Annotated in this window: 21 protein-coding genes; 16 read left to right on the top strand and 5 right to left on the bottom strand. The window is 61.7% G+C overall.

The genetic code is table 11. The features are described from left to right. Window positions 1–23 precede the first annotated feature (23 nt). The 7 genes from argC (at window position 24) to KBP54_RS03190 (ending at window position 7,538) form a co-directional block, all read left to right on the top strand. Window positions 24–1,079, top strand: coding sequence for an N-acetyl-gamma-glutamyl-phosphate reductase (gene argC / locus KBP54_RS03160; protein ID WP_256006259.1), 1,056 nt, complete (start codon window positions 24–26; stop codon window positions 1,077–1,079). A 60-nt stretch (window positions 1,080–1,139) separates the two neighbouring features. Further along, window positions 1,140–2,300, top strand: a complete 1,161-nt coding sequence (gene argJ / locus KBP54_RS03165; protein ID WP_256006260.1) for a bifunctional glutamate N-acetyltransferase/amino-acid acetyltransferase ArgJ — start codon at window positions 1,140–1,142, stop codon at window positions 2,298–2,300. Between the two features lie 8 nt (window positions 2,301–2,308). Next, the gene (gene argB / locus KBP54_RS03170) at window positions 2,309–3,244 is read left to right on the top strand and encodes an acetylglutamate kinase (RefSeq protein WP_070476943.1); all 936 of its coding nucleotides are present in this window, start codon (window positions 2,309–2,311) and stop codon (window positions 3,242–3,244) included. Then, on the top strand, window positions 3,241–4,425 hold the full coding sequence (locus tag KBP54_RS03175; protein ID WP_256006261.1) for an acetylornithine transaminase: 1,185 nt from the start codon (window positions 3,241–3,243) through the stop codon (window positions 4,423–4,425). Before argB ends, KBP54_RS03175 begins: the two co-directional genes overlap by 4 nt. A gap of 157 nt (window positions 4,426–4,582) precedes the next feature. Further along, a complete protein-coding gene (locus KBP54_RS03180) occupies window positions 4,583–5,758 on the top strand; it encodes an ABC transporter substrate-binding protein (protein WP_256006263.1) in 1,176 nt (391 codons plus the stop codon). 49 nt (window positions 5,759–5,807) lie between these two features. Then, on the top strand, window positions 5,808–6,752 hold the full coding sequence (locus KBP54_RS03185) for a FecCD family ABC transporter permease (RefSeq protein WP_256006265.1): 945 nt from the start codon (window positions 5,808–5,810) through the stop codon (window positions 6,750–6,752). 3 nt (window positions 6,753–6,755) lie between these two features. Then, window positions 6,756–7,538: an ABC transporter ATP-binding protein gene (locus KBP54_RS03190; protein ID WP_256006267.1), complete on the top strand. Its 783-nt coding sequence runs from the start codon at window positions 6,756–6,758 to the stop codon at window positions 7,536–7,538. Here the strand turns inward: KBP54_RS03190 and KBP54_RS03195 are convergent. Genes KBP54_RS03195 through KBP54_RS03205 form a run of 3 tightly spaced genes read right to left on the bottom strand, consistent with a single transcriptional unit; the run spans window position 7,535 to window position 11,351 of the window. Continuing rightward, window positions 7,535–8,014, bottom strand: coding sequence for a response regulator (locus KBP54_RS03195; protein WP_256006269.1), 480 nt, complete (start codon window positions 8,012–8,014; stop codon window positions 7,535–7,537). The two genes, KBP54_RS03190 and KBP54_RS03195, sit on opposite strands and share 4 nt — an antisense overlap. Next, window positions 7,989–9,899, bottom strand: a complete 1,911-nt coding sequence (locus KBP54_RS03200) for a sensor histidine kinase (RefSeq protein ID WP_256006271.1) — start codon at window positions 9,897–9,899, stop codon at window positions 7,989–7,991. The genes KBP54_RS03195 and KBP54_RS03200 overlap by 26 nt, the downstream gene beginning before the upstream one ends. Continuing rightward, complete coding sequence (locus tag KBP54_RS03205) at window positions 9,900–11,351, bottom strand: SLC13 family permease (protein WP_256006273.1); 1,452 nt, start codon at window positions 11,349–11,351, stop codon at window positions 9,900–9,902. It lies immediately after the preceding gene. Between the two features lie 54 nt (window positions 11,352–11,405). Between KBP54_RS03205 and KBP54_RS03210 the strand changes: the two genes are divergently transcribed. Beyond that, window positions 11,406–11,771, top strand: coding sequence for a hypothetical protein (locus tag KBP54_RS03210; protein WP_256006274.1), 366 nt, complete (start codon window positions 11,406–11,408; stop codon window positions 11,769–11,771). Here the strand turns inward: KBP54_RS03210 and KBP54_RS03215 are convergent. Further along, entirely contained in the window at window positions 11,768–12,697 is a 930-nt protein-coding gene (locus KBP54_RS03215) for a cation diffusion facilitator family transporter (protein ID WP_256006276.1), read from the bottom strand. The two genes, KBP54_RS03210 and KBP54_RS03215, sit on opposite strands and share 4 nt — an antisense overlap. Before the next feature lie 443 nt (window positions 12,698–13,140). Here KBP54_RS03215 and KBP54_RS03220 point away from each other — a divergent pair, with 443 nt between their 5' ends. The 8 genes from KBP54_RS03220 to KBP54_RS03255 all read left to right on the top strand — a co-directional run bounded on the left by KBP54_RS03220 (window position 13,141) and on the right by KBP54_RS03255 (window position 19,616). After that, window positions 13,141–14,316, top strand: a complete 1,176-nt coding sequence (locus KBP54_RS03220) for a DMT family transporter (protein WP_070477000.1) — start codon at window positions 13,141–13,143, stop codon at window positions 14,314–14,316. Window positions 14,317–14,449: 133 nt separating this feature from the next. Next, window positions 14,450–14,752 (top strand): urease subunit gamma, encoded by a 303-nt coding sequence (locus KBP54_RS03225; RefSeq protein WP_070362895.1) that lies wholly within the window; start codon window positions 14,450–14,452, stop codon window positions 14,750–14,752. 13 nt (window positions 14,753–14,765) lie between these two features. Next, the gene (locus KBP54_RS03230) at window positions 14,766–15,074 is read left to right on the top strand and encodes an urease subunit beta (protein ID WP_070476964.1); all 309 of its coding nucleotides are present in this window, start codon (window positions 14,766–14,768) and stop codon (window positions 15,072–15,074) included. A gap of 33 nt (window positions 15,075–15,107) precedes the next feature. Next, complete coding sequence (gene ureC / locus KBP54_RS03235; RefSeq protein WP_070362893.1) at window positions 15,108–16,820, top strand: urease subunit alpha; 1,713 nt, start codon at window positions 15,108–15,110, stop codon at window positions 16,818–16,820. Window positions 16,821–16,919: 99 nt separating this feature from the next. Next, a complete protein-coding gene (locus KBP54_RS03240; protein ID WP_070362892.1) occupies window positions 16,920–17,393 on the top strand; it encodes an urease accessory protein UreE in 474 nt (157 codons plus the stop codon). After that, window positions 17,374–18,090: an urease accessory protein UreF gene (locus KBP54_RS03245; protein ID WP_256006279.1), complete on the top strand. Its 717-nt coding sequence runs from the start codon at window positions 17,374–17,376 to the stop codon at window positions 18,088–18,090. The genes KBP54_RS03240 and KBP54_RS03245 overlap by 20 nt, the downstream gene beginning before the upstream one ends. 22 nt (window positions 18,091–18,112) lie before the next feature. Further along, window positions 18,113–18,733, top strand: coding sequence for an urease accessory protein UreG (gene ureG, locus KBP54_RS03250; RefSeq protein ID WP_070362890.1), 621 nt, complete (start codon window positions 18,113–18,115; stop codon window positions 18,731–18,733). A gap of 4 nt (window positions 18,734–18,737) precedes the next feature. Further along, a complete protein-coding gene (locus KBP54_RS03255) occupies window positions 18,738–19,616 on the top strand; it encodes an urease accessory protein UreD (protein ID WP_256006281.1) in 879 nt (292 codons plus the stop codon). Here KBP54_RS03255 and KBP54_RS03260 read toward each other — a convergent pair whose 3' ends face one another. Then, window positions 19,617–19,946: an ArsR/SmtB family transcription factor gene (locus KBP54_RS03260; protein WP_256006283.1), complete on the bottom strand. Its 330-nt coding sequence runs from the start codon at window positions 19,944–19,946 to the stop codon at window positions 19,617–19,619. Window positions 19,947–19,957 lie beyond the last annotated feature (11 nt).

Here is a 19,957-nt window from a genome sequence, read left to right on the forward strand (position 1 = left end):
GCATATCTGTTACACTCCCGTGTATGTCAGAGCAAAAAGTGTTGAACGTAGCAGTCGCGGGCGCTACCGGGTACGCCGGCGGTGAGATCCTCCGCCTGCTACTCGGCCACCCGGCATACCTCGCGGGCGAGCTCGAGATCGGTGCGCTCACCGGGGCCTCCAACGCGGGAGCCTCGGTCGGGGAGCTCATGCCGCACCTGCCCGAGCTTGCCGACCGCGTCATCGAACCCACCACGGTAGAGGTGCTCGCGGGCCACGACGTCGTCTTCCTCGGCTTGCCACACGGGCACTCCGCGAAGATCGGCGCGGCGCTGCCGCCAGAAGTCACGGTCATCGACTGTGCTGCGGACTTCCGCCTGCGCAGCGCCGATGCCTGGCAGCACTACTACGGCTCCGAACACGCCGGGTCCTGGCCGTACGGCCTGCCGGAGCTGCCCGGCCACCGCGAGCAGATCGCGGCAGCCACGCGGATCGCGGTGCCCGGCTGCTTCCCGACGGGCGCTACGCTCGCGGCGTGGCCCGCGGTGGCATCCGGCCTGGTCGAGCCGGACCTGACTATCGTCTCCGTCACCGGCGTGTCCGGCGCAGGCAAGAAGGCGAGCGTTGCCATGCTGGGCGCGGAAACGATGGGCTCGCTGAAGGCCTACAGCGCTGGCGGCACCCACCGGCACACCCCGGAGATCCATCAGAACTTGCAGGAAGTAGCGCAGTCTCCGGTCGGCATCAGCTTCACGCCGGTGCTCGCACCGCTGCCGCGCGGCATCCTCACCACCGTGGTGGCGTCGCTTGCCCAGGGCGTGGATGCTGCCGCTGTCCGCGCGGCGTACGAATCCGCCTACGCGGGCGAAGCCTTCGTCACCCTACTTCCGGCAGGGCAGCAGCCACAGACGCAGCACGTGGTCGGCTCAAACATGTGCCACGTGCAGGTAGAAGTCGACGAATCGGCCAAGAAACTGGTGGTCACCAGCGCCATCGACAACCTCACCAAAGGCACCGGCGGCGGTGCCGTGCAGTGCATGAACCTCGCGCTCGGGCTCGAAGAGACCGCGGGGCTCTCGCGAGCCGGGGTGGCTCCGTAACCGCCAGCCTCACTCCATCTCTACTTCTTCTCATAACGGACTGTAAAGGACATTTTCATCATGAGCACTACTGGTGTTACCGCCCCCAAGGGATTCAGCGCCGCAGCAACCTGGGCCGGCATCAAGGCATCCGGCAAGCCGGATATGGCCGTCGTGGTCAACGAAGGGCCAAAGAACGCGGCTGCAGCCGTGTTTACCCGCAACAAGGTCTTCGCGGCTCCGGTCAAGGTCAGCCGCGAAGTAATCAGGGGCGGCGCTATTTCCGCCGTCGTGTTTAACTCCGGCAACGCCAACGCCTGCACCGGCGCGCAGGGCGTCGAGGACGCCAAGGCGATGCAGCAGCTGACCGCCGAGGGTATCGGGGTGGACGCCTCGCAGATCGCGGTGTGCTCCACCGGCATCATTGGTGACCTGCTGCCGATGGACAAGATAGAGCACGGCATCGGGGTCGTTGTGAAACAGCTCGGCGACCATGGCGCGGACGCCGCCGTCGCCATCAAAACCACGGATACGGTGGCGAAAGAGGTCGTCGTCAAGGGCGACGGTTGGGCGCTCGGCGGGATGGGTAAGGGCGCGGGCATGATGGCGCCGTCGCTGGCCACGATGCTGGTGTGCATCACCACGGACGCGGACGTCGAAAGCCAAGCGCTGCAGGCTGCGCTCGACCGCGCCGTCGCCACCACCTTCAACACCCTCGATATCGACGGCTCCACCTCCACCAACGACACCGTCATCGCCATGGCCAGCGGCGCAAGCGGCGTCACCCCGACGCAAGAGGAACTCGACGCCGCGATGCAGGACGCCTGCTCGCAGCTCGCCGCCATGATGCAATCCGACGCCGAAGGCGTAACCAAACGCGTGGCCATCACCGTCGAAGGTGCGGCCGACGACGCCCAGGCGCTCAACGCAGCCCGGACAATCGGGCGCGACAACCTGGTCAAGACCGCGATGTTCGGCTCCGACCCGAACTGGGGCCGCGTGCTCGCCGCCGTCGGCATGGCCGAGGCCGAGATGGACGCCGAGAACATCTCCGTCACCTTCAACGGGCACACCGTGTGCGCGCAGTCCGCGGGCGCGCCGGGCGCGCGCGAAGTGGACTTGAGCGGTGCGGACATCGAGGTCGTCGTCAACCTCGGCACCGGCGGGCAGGGCAGCGCCACCGTGCGCACCACCGACCTGTCGCACGCCTACGTCGAAATCAACTCCGCATACAGCAGCTAGGAGGCACCGTGTTAGCGAATCTCAGCAGCGAGCAGCGGGCAACCGTCCTGGCAGAGGCACTGCCATGGCTGCAGCACTACCGCGACAAAATTGTGGTGGTCAAGTACGGCGGCAACGCCATGATCGATGAAGACCTCAAGGCCGCATTCGCCGCCGACATGGTCTTCCTGCGCACCGTCGGCGCGAAGCCCGTCGTCGTCCACGGCGGCGGCCCGCAGATCAGCGCGATGCTCTCCCGCCTCGGCCTGGACGGCGGCGAGTTTGTCGGTGGCTTCCGCGTCACCACACCCGAGATCCTGGACGTGGTGCGCATGGTGCTCTTCGGCCAGGTCGGGCGTGACCTGCTGGGCAAGATCAACTCCCACGGGCCGTACGCGGTGGGCACCTCCGGTGAGGACGCCGGGCTGTTCACCGCGAAGCGCCGCACCGTCGAAGTCGACGGCGAAACCCGCGACATCGGGCTCGTCGGCACGATCACCGACGTGAACCCCGCCGCCGTCATGGACATCATCGAGGCCGGCCGCATCCCGGTGGTCTCCGGCATCGCGCCGGGAGAGAACGGTGAGGTGTACAACATCAACGCCGACGAGGCCGCGGGCGCGCTCGCCGCGGCGATCGGCGCGGAGCGCCTCGTGGTGCTCACCAACGTGGAGGGCCTCTATACAGACTGGCCGAATAGGGACTCGCTGCTGTCTAAAATCGAGGCCGGGGATCTCGAGCAGATGCTGCCAGCGCTGGACTCGGGGATGATCCCCAAGATGGAGGCGTGCCTGACCGCGGTGCGGGGTGGGGTGAAAGCCGCCCACGTCATCGACGGGCGCGTCGCGCACTCCGTACTTCTTGAGCTGCTCACGATGGGCGGTGTGGGCACCATGGTTCTGCCAGATGATTACGACCGTTCCCAGTACCCGGACGGCACCATTTTTAGAAAGGATGACGCATGAAGGACTTTACGCAGCGTTGGGCGGGCGCGCTTCTAGATAACTACCCGGTTCCGCCAGTCGAACTCGTCGAAGGTTCCGGCTCCACCGTGACTGACGCCGATGACAAGCAGTACATCGACATGCTGGCTGGCATCGCGGTCAACGCGCTCGGCCATGCGCATCCGGCAGTGGTCGAGGCGGTCACCAACCAGCTATCGACGCTCGGCCACGTCTCGAACCTGTTCGGCTCTGCACCCGTGGTCAAGGTCGCCGAGGCACTCCGCGAGCACGTCGGTGATGACACCGCCCGCGTCTACTTCGGCAACTCCGGCACCGAGGCCAACGAGGCAGCCTTCAAACTCGCGCGCCTGACGGGTCGCCGCCGCATCCTCGCAGCGCAGCACGGCTTCCACGGCCGCACCATGGGTGCGCTCGCGATGACCGGCCAGCCCGACAAGCAAAAACCGTTCGAACCCATGCCCGCCGGCGTGGAGTTCTACCCCTACGGCGACATCGAGGCGCTCACCGCACTCGTGGAGCAGAACCCCTCGGACACCGCGGCCATCATCATGGAGCCCATCCAGGGCGAGACCGGTATCATCCCAGCCCCGGAGGGTTTCCTCACCCAGGTGCGCGAGCTGTGCGATAAGCACGGCATCCTCTTCATCGCCGACGAGGTACAGACCGGCGTCGGCCGCACCGGCGACTTCTTCGCCTTCCAGCACGAGGGCGTGCTCCCGGACGTGATCACCATGGCCAAGGGCCTCGGCGGCGGCATGCCAATCGGCGCGACCATAGCCCGCGGCGAGGCAGCGAAGCTATTTACGCCGGGCAGCCACGGCACCACGTTCGGCGGCAACCCCGTCTCGTGCGCGGCGGCCACGGCAGTGCTGGCCACCATCGACGACGCCTTCCTCGCGGAGGTGCGTCGCAAAGGCCAGGTGCTTTACGACGCCACCTCGAAGATCCCGGGTGTGAAGGAAGTCCGCGGGCGTGGGCTCATGCTCGGCGTGGTCTTGGAGCAGCCGGTGGCGAAGCGCGTCGTCACGCTGGGACTTGAGCAGGGCGTGATCCTGAACGCGCCGGCGGATGACGTGATTCGCCTGACGCCGCCACTGGTGATCAGCGACGAGGAGATCGCACAGGCGGCCCGGCGCCTCGCGGCCGCGATTGCGGAGGCCTCAGAAGAGGTCTCACAATAATTTGACAGGCTTGACGTATCGCTTTCACATGTGCTGTAATTTGATTGTTCAATTCATTAATTGAACATTTGCTAGTGGGGTGGAGCCATCCACCCTTGCGCCTTCACATTCCTTGCTCGGAATCGGTGCAACCAAACCACAGTGAAAGTCGATAATCATGGCCTTCTCCGCGAAGAAATCCCTCCCAGCTGTAGTGCTCTGTGCCGCGATGATGTGGACAGTGACTGGATGCAGCAGCCCTGCGGACAACGAGCCTGCCTCGGAAACGAGCCAGACTGCCGCAGACGCCTCGCATGCAGTGACCATCACGGACATCACCGGGAACACGATTCAGCTGGAGAAGCCACTCGAGCACGCAGCCATTCAGCTTTCTGGTTCTGGCGGGCCGCTTTTGACGATGGCGGCCCTTGACCGGGACAACTACACGTCTAAGATCGCTGCGATGGATAAGGGCCTCGAGTCCAACCGACAGGACCTGTGGGACCTTTTGCTTGAGGCGAACCCGGAGCTTGCTGATATCCCGAAGATTGGTGATGCGACGAAGGATCAGATCTCCGCCGAACAACTTTTGACGATGGGTGTCGACGGAGTCATTGCTCCGGTTCGCCAGAAAGCAAAGATGGATGTCATCGCTGAACAGACTGGCATCCCGGTAATCTACATCGATTACCACAGCCAAAAGCTGGAAAACCATATTCAGTCCACCAAGATCATCGCTGAAGCCACTGGGCTGACGAAGAACGTCGACGAGATCACGAAGTTCTACGAGGACGTCGTCGGCGACATCGAGGAGCGCGCTTCGAAGCTGGACCACACCACGTCGGTCTACTTTGAGACGACCTCGAACGGCCCGACCGAATTCGGCAACACCTACGGCGCCGGCATCATGTGGGGCGCCATCCTGGACGCCGTCGGCGCGGACAACATTGCGACGCACTTTATGGCTGCGGACGACGCCGAGGCGCTCTCCGCCGAACAGGTCTTGGTCAGCAACCCGGACAAAATCGTGCTCTCGGGTTCCCTGTGGGCGAACCAGCCGGACTCGGTCAAGATGGGCTTCTCTGTCTCCAATGAGGAGGCGCTGGCCTCGATGGAGCCGTTCCGCCAGCGCGAGGGCTGGGACAAGCTTAAGGCAATCCAGAACAACGAGCTGTACGCGATTGGTCACCCTATGACCCGCGAAATGCTGGACTTCTACTCCTACGCGCAGCTTGCCAAGCTTTTCCACCCGGAGGAGTTCGCGGACCTGGATCCGGAAGCGCTGATCAAGGAGTACTTCGATAAGTACATGCCGATCCCATACGAGGGAACCTGGTTCATCAAGTATGAGTAAGGCAAGAACAAAAAGCCTCCCGAAAGGACTACTGGTCGCATTTGCCATTTTGGCGGTCGTAGTCCTTTTCGTGGTGGATCTTTGCGTCGGCCCCGCCAACATCAAGCTCTCGAACTTCTCCGCCGTGCTAGATCCTGATTCGGTTGAGCACGTTGCGTTCTTCCGCATGCGCATGCCGGCTGCCCTCATGGCAGTTGGGGTGGGGATGAGTCTGGGGTTGGCGGGTGCCGTGATGCAGACGATCCTGAATAACCCGCTTGCCAGCCCGTTCACGCTTGGCGTGTCCTCGGCGGCGAGCCTTGGTGCTGCCATCGTGTTCGTGATGGCGCTGCCGATGGTATTTGTTACCGGCGGTGCTCTGGTGCTCGCACTGCTCTCTGTGCTGGTGATCTTCGCGGTGGGCAAGTACATCGAGATGAGTAACTCCTCACTGGTGCTTGCGGGCATCGCGCTGAACTTCCTCTTCGACGCCTTCCTGTCCCTGATCCAGTACCGCGCGTCAGAAGAGAGCCTGTCGTACATCGTCTTCTGGACGATGGGCGGGCTGACCCGCGCTTCCTACCCGCAAGCGTGGATTCTGCTCTCCACGTTCGTCGTAGTCTTCGCGGTGCTGCTGCGCAACGCGTGGAACCTGACTGCGCTGAAGTTCGGCGAGGCACGCGCAGAAGCGCTCGGCGTCAAGGTCGGGCGCGTGAAGATCCTCTCCCTCGTCCTGGCCTCGATCCTGACTGCGCTGGCGGTGAGTTTCTGCGGCAAGATCGGCTTCATCGGCCTGGCCGCGCCGCACCTGGCGCGCCGACTGGTCTCCGAGGACCAACGGTTCTACCTGACCAGCTCCGCCATTCTTGGTGCGATGATTCTGCTGGTGTCCTCGATCCTCTCGAAGCTGATCGTCCCGGGGGTTGTGGTGCCAATCGGCATCATCAGCTCGATCATCGGTATCCCATTCCTGGTCTACGCGCTTACCAGCCAGCGCCGTCAAAGGACGGTGTAGCGCATGATTCGCGTCACGAACTTCTCGTTCGACTACGGCGAGCGTCAGATCATCAAGGACATCAGCTTCCAAGCCAAACCCGGCGAGGTCACCGTGTTGATGGGCCGAAACGGCGCAGGCAAAACCACACTGATGACATCGATAGCCCGCTCAGGCAAGCCTGGGCGCGGCAAGAAAATCACCGGCGAGGTTACAACCACCGGCAACATTTCCTACCTGAACCAGCACACGGAAGGCGACCTACCCTTTACCGTGTTTGAAACGGTGATGATCGGAAAAGTAGCCAAGCTCGGGATCCGCACCACGCAAGAGGATGTCGACGATGTCAACGAGGTGCTCGACATGCTTGAGCTGCAGCCCCTGCGCGACGTCGCCATCCGCAACTTGTCCGGTGGCCAGCGCCAAAAAGTCTTCATCGGGCAGGCCATGGTCAAACGGCCAGACATCCTGCTTTTCGACGAACCCACGTCCGCACTCGACATCGAAAACCAGTACAGAATCCTGCACCAAATCAAGGCGCTCACGGTTGAACGAAACATCACGACGGTAGTAAGCCTGCACCAAATCGACCTGATCGAGCGCTTCGCGGACCACATCATCGTGCTCCACGAAGGCAAAATCTACGCCGAAGGCTCACCCGCCGAGGTGTTTACCAAGCAAACGTTCCGTGACGTCTACTCCGTCGAGGCGATTCTGGCGGGAGTCAAGGACCGGATCCTCTTCGGGTTCGACCTGTTAGACCACCCGAAGATCCCGTCCGAGCACACCCCAACCTCCATTCATTAGTCCCGGTGGCGGGTAAGCTTCAGCGCCCGCTGCTGGTCAAGCACCTCGAAGTAGGGCAGCGGGTCGATGTCTAGCGCCTCCACGTAGTCCGTCAACATGTCACGCACCACCCCGTGCAGGTTCTCAACGTCCCACGGCTTGGCAATGTAGTAATCCAGGTTCGCTTCGTTGACCGCGTGCACGGTGTCCTTGAGCTGCGCCTGCCCGGTAACCAGCACCTTGCGGGTCGCTGCGGTGCGCGGGTCCTGCGCCATCTGCACCAAAAACTCCACGCCGGTGGTGCCTGGCATGCGGTGGTCACACAGCGCGAGCGCGAGGAGGTCGCCGTCGTCGCTGAGCTCGTCGATCACTTCCCAGGCTTCGTCGGCGCTGGAGGCCACCTCCAGGCGGACGGTGTCCGCAAACGAGAGGAGGTCGCGCTCAAGGGCGGCGCGCACTTCGGCTTCATCTTCAAGAATCAGAATGGTGAGGTTCATGGTGTCTCCTTGGTCCGTTGATACGTAGGCGAACGCTGGCTTTGGTGCCCCGCGGGGAGGACTCCAGCGTGATGGTTCCGTGGTGCTTATTGATGATGCTTCGGCACACACTCAGGCCGATGCCCATCCCGAAGCGCACCTGGCCGTTCTTCGTGGTGAATCGGGGTTCGAAGAGTCGCTCGAGGCGCTCGCCGGGGATGCCGGGGCCGTCGTCGATAATGTCGACTTCGATCCAGCCCGGCTCAGGCGCACTCGTGCGGATCGTGACTGTGCCGCCAACGCCCGTGTCCTGCATCGCTTCAGCGGCGTTGGTCAGCAGGTTCGTCCACACCTGGGCCAGCTGGCCAGGCATGCACGTGATGTTGGGCAGCTCCGCATAATCGCGAATGACCTCGACGTTGTCGAGTCGGTGTGAGATGAGGCGGAGGGTGTCGTCGACACCTTCGTGGATGTTCACGTCGGTGACGGGGTCGCCGTCAGGGCGCGCGTACGAGCGCAGCGAGGCGACGAGCTCCGTAATACGGGTCGCCGCGGTTGAGAGATTGCGCACCCCAGTGCCGATCGCCGCGGCACGCTCAATGGTTTCGAAGTCGAGCCTGCGGGAGCGAGCCACCTGCTTGGCAAAGGCGGCGTCGTGAAGCCCGGCGAGCACCCAGCGCTGCGCAAGCGCCCGGTCGCCGATGACCTCCGTGAGCTCACGCCGCAACCTGCGTGCCTCCTTCGTACTCACCGAGGGAGCTAGTTTCGCCTGCTCAAGGGCTTTCAGGACGCCCTCGCGCCACTTCCGGTTCGGGCTTGACGCCAGCAGCGTATCGACGTCCTCTCCGAGATGCGCCGCCGTACGCTCAATCGCGGCCATCGGGTTGTTCAGCTCATGCGCCACCCCCGCGGCCAGCTCGCCGAGCGAGGCGAACCGGGCCTGGCTCATCAACTCGCGGCGGGCCTCCTCCAGATTGCGCAGGGCGGTGCTCAGCCGCGCCCGCTCCTGCTCGAGCTCCACGGTCATCTCGTGCTGGTGCACCTGGCTGTCCTCGGAGCGCCGTAGGCGCCGGTCGTAGGAACGCACCAGCAACACGGCGAGCATGCGGTCCAGGCCAGGGGCGATGTCGAGCAGGTAGTTGAGCTGGTCCATCGGCAGCTGCACCGCGGTGACCTCTGTCGTGGTCCGCGCCGTGAAGAAGCCGATGCGCGTGCCCGCCAGTGCCAACAACCCGATGACAAGGCCCGTCGATCCACGGTGCATCGTGATGTCGCCAGCGTCCGTGTTGCGCTGCAGCACCACCTCGCCCGAGATAGTCAAGATGACCTCCTCAACCTCCTTGCCCTCCGTGGTCAGGTTCACCCCGGGAGGGAACACCAGGCGGGGCTGGCGCCCGAGGTGCCGGTCGGCGGCGTCAATAATGTGCCTGATGATCTCCTCGTCGCTGAGCTCCACGTCCAGCGCCGGCGCCGCCGGCTGGTCGTACTTCGACGCCAACTCGGGGTTGTCGTGGTAGCGCGACGCCCAATAGCGGGTGAGCTGCTGCTGCAGGTTCCGTGCCAGGGCCTCGTCGTGGATCTCCGGCGTGTACACCAGCATGTCGAGCCTGCCCAGCTCGCTGAGTCGGTCCAGGCCCGACACCGAGGGCGCCGTGGTCAAGACGATGATGCGGGTGTGTTCGTAGTGGGCGTCGTCAAGAAATTTGACCAGCGGGTGATCGGCGGTGAGCCCGTGCTCGTGCACCGTGACGGTGACGAGCGCGAGGTCGTCCGTGCGCGGCAAGTCCGTCAGCGACGGGTAGGTGAGCACCGTGTGGGTGCCGCCGAACGCGTCGCGCACGATGGTCTGGATGGTGCGCGACGCCTCCGACGCACCGATGACCGCGATTGTTGAGTGTGGAATCATCTACAGCAACCCCAACAGCGTCCACACTGACGGCATCACGAAGATCAGCAGCAGCGTTGCCACCGTACCCACCACCAGGCCGACCTGCGCCATCTGTGGGATGGTGATCTCCTTCGTGGCGTACGCAATCGCGTTCGGCGGGGTGGAGATCGGCAGCGCCATACCCAGCGAGCAGGCGATTGCCACAATCACCGCGATGAGCATCGGGCTCGGCTCGGACAGCGTGATCGCCAGCGAGACCGCCAGCGGCACCAGCAGGTTCGCCGCCGCCGAGTGGGAAATGACGTTCGCCATGGCAAACCCGATCAGGCCCAGTAGCGCCAGGATCATCATCGGGCCGAGCACCTTCCAGTTCACGGAGCCGACCAACCAGTCATCGAGCCCCGTCGCACCCACGCCCGTGCCCAGCGCAATACCGCCGGAGACCAGCCACAACACCGGCCAGTCCAGCGCCTGGACGTCTTTGCCCTTCATCACTTTCAGGCTCAGCAGCGCGACGACGGGGAAGAAACCGACAATATTCGAGGAGATCCCGTGAAGTGGCTCGCTCATCCACAGCGCAATCGTCAGCCCCGCGACGGCGTAAAACAGCTTCGCGTTCGACGACGTATCCCAGGACGCATCCATTGCAATCGAGATCCGCGTCTCCGAGGGGATGAACGCAATGCACAGGAACAGCCACGCAAACACCAGCACAACCAGCATGAACGGGACGGCAAGCAGCATCCACTGCGCGAAGGACACCTTGATGCCGTACTCCGCCAGCGCACCAATCGCGATCGCGTTTGGTGGTGTCCCGACCGGGGTGCCTATGCCGCCTACGTTCGCTGCCAGCGGAATCGACAGCGCCACACCCGCGCGCACCTTACCCGGCGGCAGCGTGCGCAAAATCGGGATGACCACCGCGAACATCGTGGCCGTCGTCGCCGTATTCGACATAAACATGCTCAGCAGTGCAGTAATCAGCATGAGCCCCAGCACCGTCAGCCGCGCCTTATCCGGGAAGGGCCGCAGCATAATCGCCGCCAGGTTCTTGTCCAGCCCGAACTTCTCCGCGCCATGCGCAATCATGAACCCGCCCAAGAACAGGATGATCACCGGGTTCGCCAGCGCCGCAAAGTAGTCGGACGCCGGCAGCACCGTCTCCTTCAGCGCCTCGACGCCACCCGTCGGGTCAACGATGGCGCCCTTCGAAAGCAGTATGACCTCGAGGAAGATCACTAGCACCGCGGTCGCGGTCAGCGGAATCGGCTCGAGGATCCAGAAGACAATCGCCAACAGGAAAATAGAAAGCATCCGCTGGCCGGGCGCCTCGAGGCCAGGGATGTTGAAAAAGAAGGGGAGCGCGAAGAGCACGGCGCCAAGAATGAGGCCCGCCCACTGCTTTTTCGAAAGGGAGGGGGCGCGCTGCTGGAGCGCCGGTGGTGGAATCGTTCCATGCTGTACAGCCATACCTCTGTATCTTAATCGTATGACCAGCGAATTTCGGTGGTTAGAATAAGCAGAATGAAACACTCAAAGCTTTTCGTCGCAGCACTCGCCGCCGCCTGCGTATCGACGGCCACTTCGTGCACCACCCAGCCCCTCCCATTCGAGCAAACACCCGCCGCACCGGCTTCGCAGGAAGCAGAGACCGCGCCCGATGCCGATCCAGGCGTGATGGACGAGCCCGCCTTCGAAGACGCCATCATTGCCATCTGGTCAAAGACAGACGAGATGCGGGGCATCGGCGTGCCCGAGTCCGAGATCGAAGATTTACAGGCCCGCACCGACAAGCGCGACGAGTCGATGGGGAAGCGCGCAATGTTTTACGTCACGGAGGCGGACAAGCTCAGCGAGCAGTACGCGTCCGTAACCGAAGACGGGTCTTAAGCCCAGAGTGGGCCGGTGCGCGTGTGGTACCCCGCGGGCTCCACGTGCACGATGGTTTCCGATTCGCCGATAGCTTCGGTGATGCCGTCCTCGATGGCGTCGGCGTGTTCGTGGGAGTACGCCACTGTCCAGCCGCCGGGCACCTGTACCACGAGGCTGATGAGTCGATCGCGGCCAAACGCAGCCGTGCGCACCGACGTGAACTCGACGCCGTGCTCGGCGGCGTAGCTATTAAGGAAGCCGTGCAGCTTCTCCAGCTCATCTTGCGGCAGCGCTTCCGAGAGCAGCCCAAGAATGGCGCCTTTGAGCAGGCGGTAGCCGGTGAACAGGACGTTGAAGCCGACGCACAGCGCGATGATCGGGTCGAGCAGCTGCCAGTCCGTAATCCAGACCGCCGCGATGCCCACGATCACGCCAACCGTCGTCCACACGTCAGTGAGCAGGTGGTGGCCGTCGGCGTCCAGCGTTGAAGAGCGGTACTTCTTCCCAGCCTTCACCAGCGCGACGCCCACCGCGAGGTTTAGTGCCGTGGCGGCAACAGAGAACGCCAGGCCGATACCGATCTGCTCAACGGGCTGCGGGTGAATAATGCGCTGCACGGACGTATAGATAATGGCCACGGACGCCACCAGAATCAGCGAGCCCTCCACCTGCGCGGAGAAGTACTCGGCCTTCGCGTGGCCAAAGTTGTGGTTTTCGTCTGCGGGCTTAGCGGAAAGTTTCAGTGCCCACAGGCCGACGAGGGCAGCAACCAGGTTGATCACGGACTCGATGGCGTCTGAGAGGAAACCGACTGATCCCGTAATGCCGGCCGCTGCCATCTTCAAAGCAATGGTGATGACGGACGCTGTGATGGAGAGCCACATAAACCGTTCGAGGAGCCGCTGTTCTCGTTTACGTTCAGCATTGATTTCGGACAAAGGCATGTCTGCTTTCCGCCTCCCTATATCTGACCTGCAATATGTTAACAGTGCGGTCGGGGAGGGGTATGGGACCAGGCGAACCGGGAAAGGTTGAAAGTTGGACCTTAAAAAGCTCCCAGGAAACTTTTGAATGTTGATTTATAAAATAATGAAAAAACAACAGTATGTAATTCAATCGAACCATCGAATCTCGGATATTCAATAAAGGGGTAGAGGGTTTCTATTTTTGGCACAATTTTCGGGACATTTTTGGGAAAAATGCAGCTGACAGTACATTTGTACTGTTTAAACACACCCCAATACGGGGGTAGTCGAAATGTATAAAAATATGAATGGGGCTTTTATAAAGTCGCTCGGAGGGGGATTATATATGCAATAGTTTGAAAGTTATGCAAATAGTGCCTTAGGGAATTCTGAAATGTGTTTCGGAATGTATTGTGTTTGGCATGTCAAATACTTCTAGCGCCACTACGGCAGCGGACATCAAGGGTCCGCCAATCAAACCAGTGAGCCACGGCAAGGCGGTTTTGTTCCTTGCGCTTGGTACAGCATTCCTTGCCGGCACCCCGCTGTGGGTAAAGGCGACAAACATGGATCCAGCGACGCAGGCCTTCCTGCGCGTCGTGATCGGTTGCCTCGTGTTGATCCCGTTCGGTGTTATGGAAATCCGCAAGAAGGCGTCGCTGAGCAAGAAGGGCATCATGCTCTCCATTGCCTCCGGCCTCTTCCTGGGCGTGGACTTTACCTGCTGGAACTACTCCATTTTCTACGTAGGCGCCGGCATTGCCGCAATTCTGCTGAACCTGCAGGTCATCATCGTGCCGATGCTTACGGCAGTCTTTGATAAGTACAAGATTCCGCCGGTCTTCCTGATCCTTGTCCCGATCATGGCCGTCGGTGTGATGCTGACCGGTGGCGTCTTCGAGGCCTCTGAGGCATCTGGTGGACCGGAGTCCATCTACGGCATTAAGACTGCAACCCTGGGTACCATCTTCGGCCTGACCTCGGGCGTGTGCTACTCGTTCTACCTGTACCTCTCCCGTAAGGCTGGTACCTCCGCACGTAAGGACCTGTACGTCCAACCGATGATGTACACGATGATGGCGCAGGCAGTCCCGCCAACAATCGTGGCATTCTTCATCTCCCCGCGTAAGGGATTCGACTTCGTGAACGGTGTTCTGATCGACGGCCAGCTCCCGCTGGTTGATCCTGAGCACACCGTCGGTGACGCGCTGACCACTTGGAACTGGTTCAACCTGATCTGCTTGGCTATCCTCGGCCAGGCGCTGGCATGGACCTTCGTCCAGTACGGCACGGTTTGGCTCGACCCGACCCTGTCCGCAGGTATCCTGCTGCTCTCGCCGGTGACCTCCGTCATCATTGCAGCTCCGCTGTTCGGCGAGATCCCATCGGTACTCCAGATCATCGGTATCTTCCTGATTCTGGGTACAGTGGCATACCAGAACGGACTGTTCTCAATGTTTACAAAATCGAAGATGAAAACCGACCATGAGAATCCGGACCACTCACTCGATGAACAACTCATCAGAGAGGGATTAGCGCCCGGACACTCACCGGAAGAAGCCTCGGATAACCCGAAGAAGCATCACCATCACCACTAATTCGGAGTAGGTTCGGGGCGAACCGAAAAAATTTCACACAATGAGTGAAAACTGAACCCCGTCTGTTCCAGAAGGCACAGACGGGGCGTCGGCAAATAATCGAATATCAATCGTCAACGAGCAAGGAGAAGAAATGAAGCTGACCCAACGCGAACAGGAAAAGCTGCTCATCGTGGTTGCTGCTGATGTGGCACGTCGCCGCAAGGAACGCGGCGTGAAGCTGAACTACCCAGAGTCGGTAGCCCTCATCACGGATTACCTCATGGAAGGCGCCCGCGATGGCAAGACGGTAGCGCAGCTGATGTCCGAGGGCATCCAGGTGCTTACCCGTGACGATGTCATGGAAGGCGTTCCAGAGATGATCTCTGACGTTCAGGTTGAGGCAACCTTCCCTGACGGCACCAAGCTTGTCACTGTCCACAACCCAATCCGATAAAAGGAGACTATCCATGATTCCAGGCGAGTACTTCATCACTGAAGGCAAGGTCATCCTGAACGAAGGCAGCGAGCCAATCACGCTTGAGGTGAAGAACACCGGCGACCGCCCGATCCAGGTCGGTTCCCACTTCCACTTCGCAGAGGCAAACAGCGCCCTCGAGTTCGACCGTGAAGCTGCGATGGGCAAGCGCCTCGACATCCCGTCGGGCACCGCAGCCCGTCTCGAGCCAGGCGATTCCCGCACTGTTGAGCTGATCGACTTCGGCGGCAAGCGCGAAGTTCACGGCTTCAACGGCCAGGTCAACGGCCCAGTCAAGTAAACGGATTACGAAACCTTTAAGGAAGGGAACAAAATGGCATTTGAGATGGATAGGCGTCAGTACGCCGAGCTTTACGGCCCACACACCGGTGACGGCGTCCGCCTCGCGGACACCTCGCTGATCGCACGCGTTGAGAAGAACCTGCTGAAGCCAGGCGAAGAAGTCAACTTCGGTGGCGGCAAGGTTATCCGCGACGGCATGGGTCAGAACTCCCGTGTTACTGGTGAAGAACTGATTCCGGACCTCGTCATTACCGGCCCGATCATTATTGACTACACCGGTATCTACGTTGCTGACATCGGCATCAAGGACGGCAAGATCCTCAAGATCGGCCGTGCAGGTAACCCAGATATCCAGGACGGCATCGACATCGTTGTCGGCGTCGCAACCGAGGTCATCGGCGGCGAGGGCAAGATCGTCACCGCTGGTGCAGTGGATACCCACATTCACTTCATTTCCCCAGAGCAGGTCCTGGCTGCGCTGGACAACGGCACCACCACGCTCATCGGTGGCGGCGTTGGCCCGGTTGATTCCACCAACGCAACCACCGTCTCCGCTGGTGCGACCAACATCAAGCACATGATCGAGGCTTCGGTTGACTTCCCGGTCAACGTTGGATTCCTGGGCAAGGGCCACGCGTCCGCGCTCAACCCGCTGCGTGAGCAGATCAAGGCCGGCGCTATCGGCCTGAAGATTCACGAGGACTGGGGCGCAACCGCGAACACCATCGACAACGCGCTCAAGGTCGCGGACGAGATGGACGTCCAGATCGCGATCCACACCGACACCCTCAACGAGGGTGGCTTCGTGGACAACACCATCAAGGCAATTGACGGCCGCGTCATCCACACCTTCCACACCGAGGGTGCTGGCGGCGGTCACGCGCCGGACATCATTGAGCTGGCTGGCCACTCCAACGTGCTGCCAGCGTCGACCAACCCGACGCTGCCGTACACCCACAACACGCTGGAAGAGCACCTTGACATGATCATGGTCTGCCACCACCTGAACCCGGATCTTCCGGAGGACGTGGCGTTCGCAGACTCCCGTATCCGCAAGGAGACCATCGCGGCGGAGGACGTCCTGCACGACATGGGCATCCTCTCCATCACCTCCTCCGACTCCCAGGCAATGGGCCGCGTCGGCGAGGTCGTGCTGCGCACCTGGCAGGTCGCTGACCGTATGAAGCAGCAGCGTGGTCCGCTCGAGGGTGACTCCGAGGGCAACGACAACGAGCGCATCAAGCGTTACGTGTCCAAGTACACCATCAACCCAGCGATCGCTCACGGTATCGCGCACGCAGTCGGTTCCGTTGAAGAGGGCAAGCTTGCTGACCTGGTGGTCTGGGAGCCGGCACACTTCGGCGTCAAGCCGCTGCTCGTGCTCAAGTCCGGCTACGTTGCACGCGCAGAGATGGGTGACTCCAACGCATCCATTCCGACGCCACAGCCACGTACGATGCGTTACTCCTACGCGGCATACGGCGATGCAGTTCGTCGCACCAGCGTCACCTTCCTGCCGACGGCCGCATTCGAGGCCGGCGTGCCGGATCAGCTGAACACGAACCGCAGGTTTGTTGAGGCGAAGGGCATCCGCAACCTCTCCAAGGCAGACATGAAGTACAACTCCGAGACGCCTGACATCAAGGTCGATCCGGAGACCTACGTGCTGACCGTCAACGGTGAGGAAATCCACTCCGAGCCAGCTGAAGAACTGGCTATGGCACAGCGCTACTTCCTGTTCTAAGGTGGACGTGTAGCAGAAGCGAGCGGGGGCAGCAGACGCTGCCTACGCTCGCTTTTTCTCTTTCTGCGACAAAAACTATTGAAAGGTACTTATCGTAAAATGATCGTTACTGAGATTCTCGGCAACGTGAATACAACCGAGGGTATTGATGCGTCGAACTGCGACTACGTCGTGTTCGACAACGAATCCCGCGTCAAGCGCATTCAGCGCCTGACCACCGAGCAAGGCACCGAGCTCGGCATCCGTCTCGACAACGACTTCCGCGAGTTCGTCGACGGTGACATTCTTGCCCGCGAGGGGGACAAGCTGATCGTCGCGAAAATCGCGGCTTCCGATGTCCTGGTGATCGAACCTGCAACGATCCGCGAGGCGCTCGAGGTTGCGCACGCGCTCGGTAACCGCCACCTCCAGGCACAGTTCTTCGCCGCAGGCGAGAATGCATTCGACAAGGACGTTATGGTTGTGCGGTACGACCACACCGTCGAGCACCATATCCAGCACACCGGTGTGTCCTACCACCGCGGTGAATACGTGATGCCAAAGGCGTTCCGTCATGCAGAGCACACCCACTAATCGCAGCCAGCTCGTCGTCTGGCACCTCACCGACTCCGCCCTGCCAACTGGTGGCTTTGCGCACTCCGCGGGCATGGAAACGTACCTGCAGCGTGACGTCATCCGCGACGCCGACACGTTCGCGACGTGGCTGCGCGGCTACCTGTACCAGGCCACGTTTAATGACGCCCTGGCGGCCAGGTTCGCCATCGAGCTGCAGCAGTCTGGCCTGTCGGAGGCGGAGCGCGTCGAAAAGCTCGCAGAGCTCGATGCTCTGGTGCACGCGACGCAGACGCCGAAGGAGCTACGCGCCGCGATGCAGTCGATGGGTCGGCGTATGTCGAAGGTCGCCAAGATTGTCGACGCCAGCGACGCGCTCGTCACCGAGTACGACCGCGGGCTTGCTGCCCGTGAGTACAAGGGCAACCCCGGCATCGCGTTCGGACTGGTGCTCGGCGCAGCTGGTGTGGAGGAGTACACCGCCGTTGAGGCGTACCTGATGCAGCTTGCGACCTCGATGGTGCAGAACGCCATCCGTGCGATCCCGCTCGGCCAGGACGCTGGGCAGCGACTGCTCGTCGGAGTGTATGACTGGGTATCGCGCTACGCCGCGGTGACCATGGAGCACACGATCCACGACTTGGGTGTGGCGGCGCCGGATATGGAAATTGCGCAGATGGAACACGAGTTCCTGCACTCGCGAATGTTTATGTCTTAAAACTTGGAAGGAAGATAGAAGTATGTCAGTAATCAAGATTGGCGTCGGTGGCCCTGTCGGCTCCGGCAAGACGCAGCTCATTGAGCGTATTACGCGCGCCCTGGAGGGAGAGATCTCCATGGCCGCGATTACCAACGACATTTACACCACCGAGGATGCCCGCATCCTGGCTCGCGACGGCGTGCTGCCGGAGGACCGCATCATTGGTGTTGAGACCGGTGGCTGCCCGCACACCGCTATTCGCGAAGACACCTCGATGAACGAGGCCGCCTACGAGGAGCTTCTGAACCGGCACCCGGACCTGGAGCTGGTGTTCATGGAGTCCGGCGGCGACAACCTGTCCGCGACGTTCTCCCCGGAGCTCGTCGACTTCTCGATTTACATCATCGACGTTGCGCAGGGCGAGAAGATTCCGCGCAAGGCAGGCCAGGGCATGATCAAGTCCGATCTGTTCGTGATCAACAAGACGGACCTTGCCCCGTACGTCGGTGCTGACCTGCAGGTCATGGCGGATGACTCGAAGAAGTTCCGCGGTGACAAGCCGTTCGTGCTGACCAACCTCAAGACCGACGAGGGCCTTGACCAGGTCATCGAGTGGATCCGTCGAGATGTGCTCATGCAAGATCTCGACACCAAGGCGTAGCTTGATGTGGGGCGAGTCACGCGCGGTGTTCACCCACGAACCGCCGCATGAGGAAACTGGTGTACTGGAGCTCGGCATCGGCATTGGCGGTACCAAGTCGGTAGCGAAACGGCAGTACCACGAGGGTGCGTTCAAGATCATCCGCCCGCACTACTTGGATGACTCCGGGCAGGTCTACTACACCATCGCGAACCCCGGCGGGGGCTACGTCGGTGGGGACGTGTACCGGATGGACGTTGAAGTAGAGCCGGATGCCTCCGTGCTCCTGACGGACCAGTCCGCGGCGAAGGTGTACCGCACGCCGAACGACTACGTCGTGCAGAACGTGGAGTTCACCCTGCACGGCAACGCCGTGATGGAGTACATCCCGGATCAGCTGATCCTGTACCGGGAGGCGGACTTCCGCCAGCAAATTACCGTCAACATGGACGCGGAGTCGCAGCTGTTCATGTCGGACATCGTCACGCCGGGCTGGTCGCCGGATGGTCGCCAGTTCCTGTACGAGCAGGCGCACCTGCGTAACGTCGTTCGTGTCGACGGCAAGCTGGCCGTCGTGGACAACGTGCGCATCGAGCCGACGAAGGAACTCTTCAACGACGTGAAGGAGTCCTTCCTGGGGCAGCACACCCACTTCGCAATGGCGATCTGCATCGACCCGAACATGACGCCGGAGCTGCTGGAGAAGGTCCGGGATGCAGTGCGCAACTCCCTGGAGGGCAAGGGCACTGCGAGCGCTTCGGTCACAGAGACCGAAGTTCCTGGCTTTGTGCTTCGCGGTGTTGCTGACTGGACGGAGGACCTGATGCGCATCATCAAGGCTGCGGCGAACGTCGTTCGCGCCGAGACGCGCGGCCAGGGGCCGATCGACCTGCGCCAGTACTAGTTACTTGCTATCGGCCGAATCCGGGCCATGTCCATGTTCGTGGGCATGGCCCGCACCTATCCAGTGCAACAGCTCGTGGATGTCATTGTCCGCGATGGCGTAATAGATGCTGCGGCCGTCTCGTTTCGAGGACACCGTGCCGTTGTTCTCCATCGCGCGCAGCGCGGCGGACGCGGTTGCGATACGAAGCTCGGTGACCTCTGCGAGCTCGGTCACGGTCAGCTTGTGCTGGCCGGCGTGGTGGATCGCAGCAAGCAGCGTCAACCGGGTTTGATCCCCGAGGATCTTGAAAATCCCGGCCCAATGGGGGAAATCTACTGACTGAGCCACTACTGAAACCT

This window comes from Corynebacterium pseudogenitalium, from assembly GCF_024453815.1.
Classification (GTDB): Bacteria; Actinomycetota; Actinomycetes; order Mycobacteriales; family Mycobacteriaceae; genus Corynebacterium; species Corynebacterium pseudogenitalium.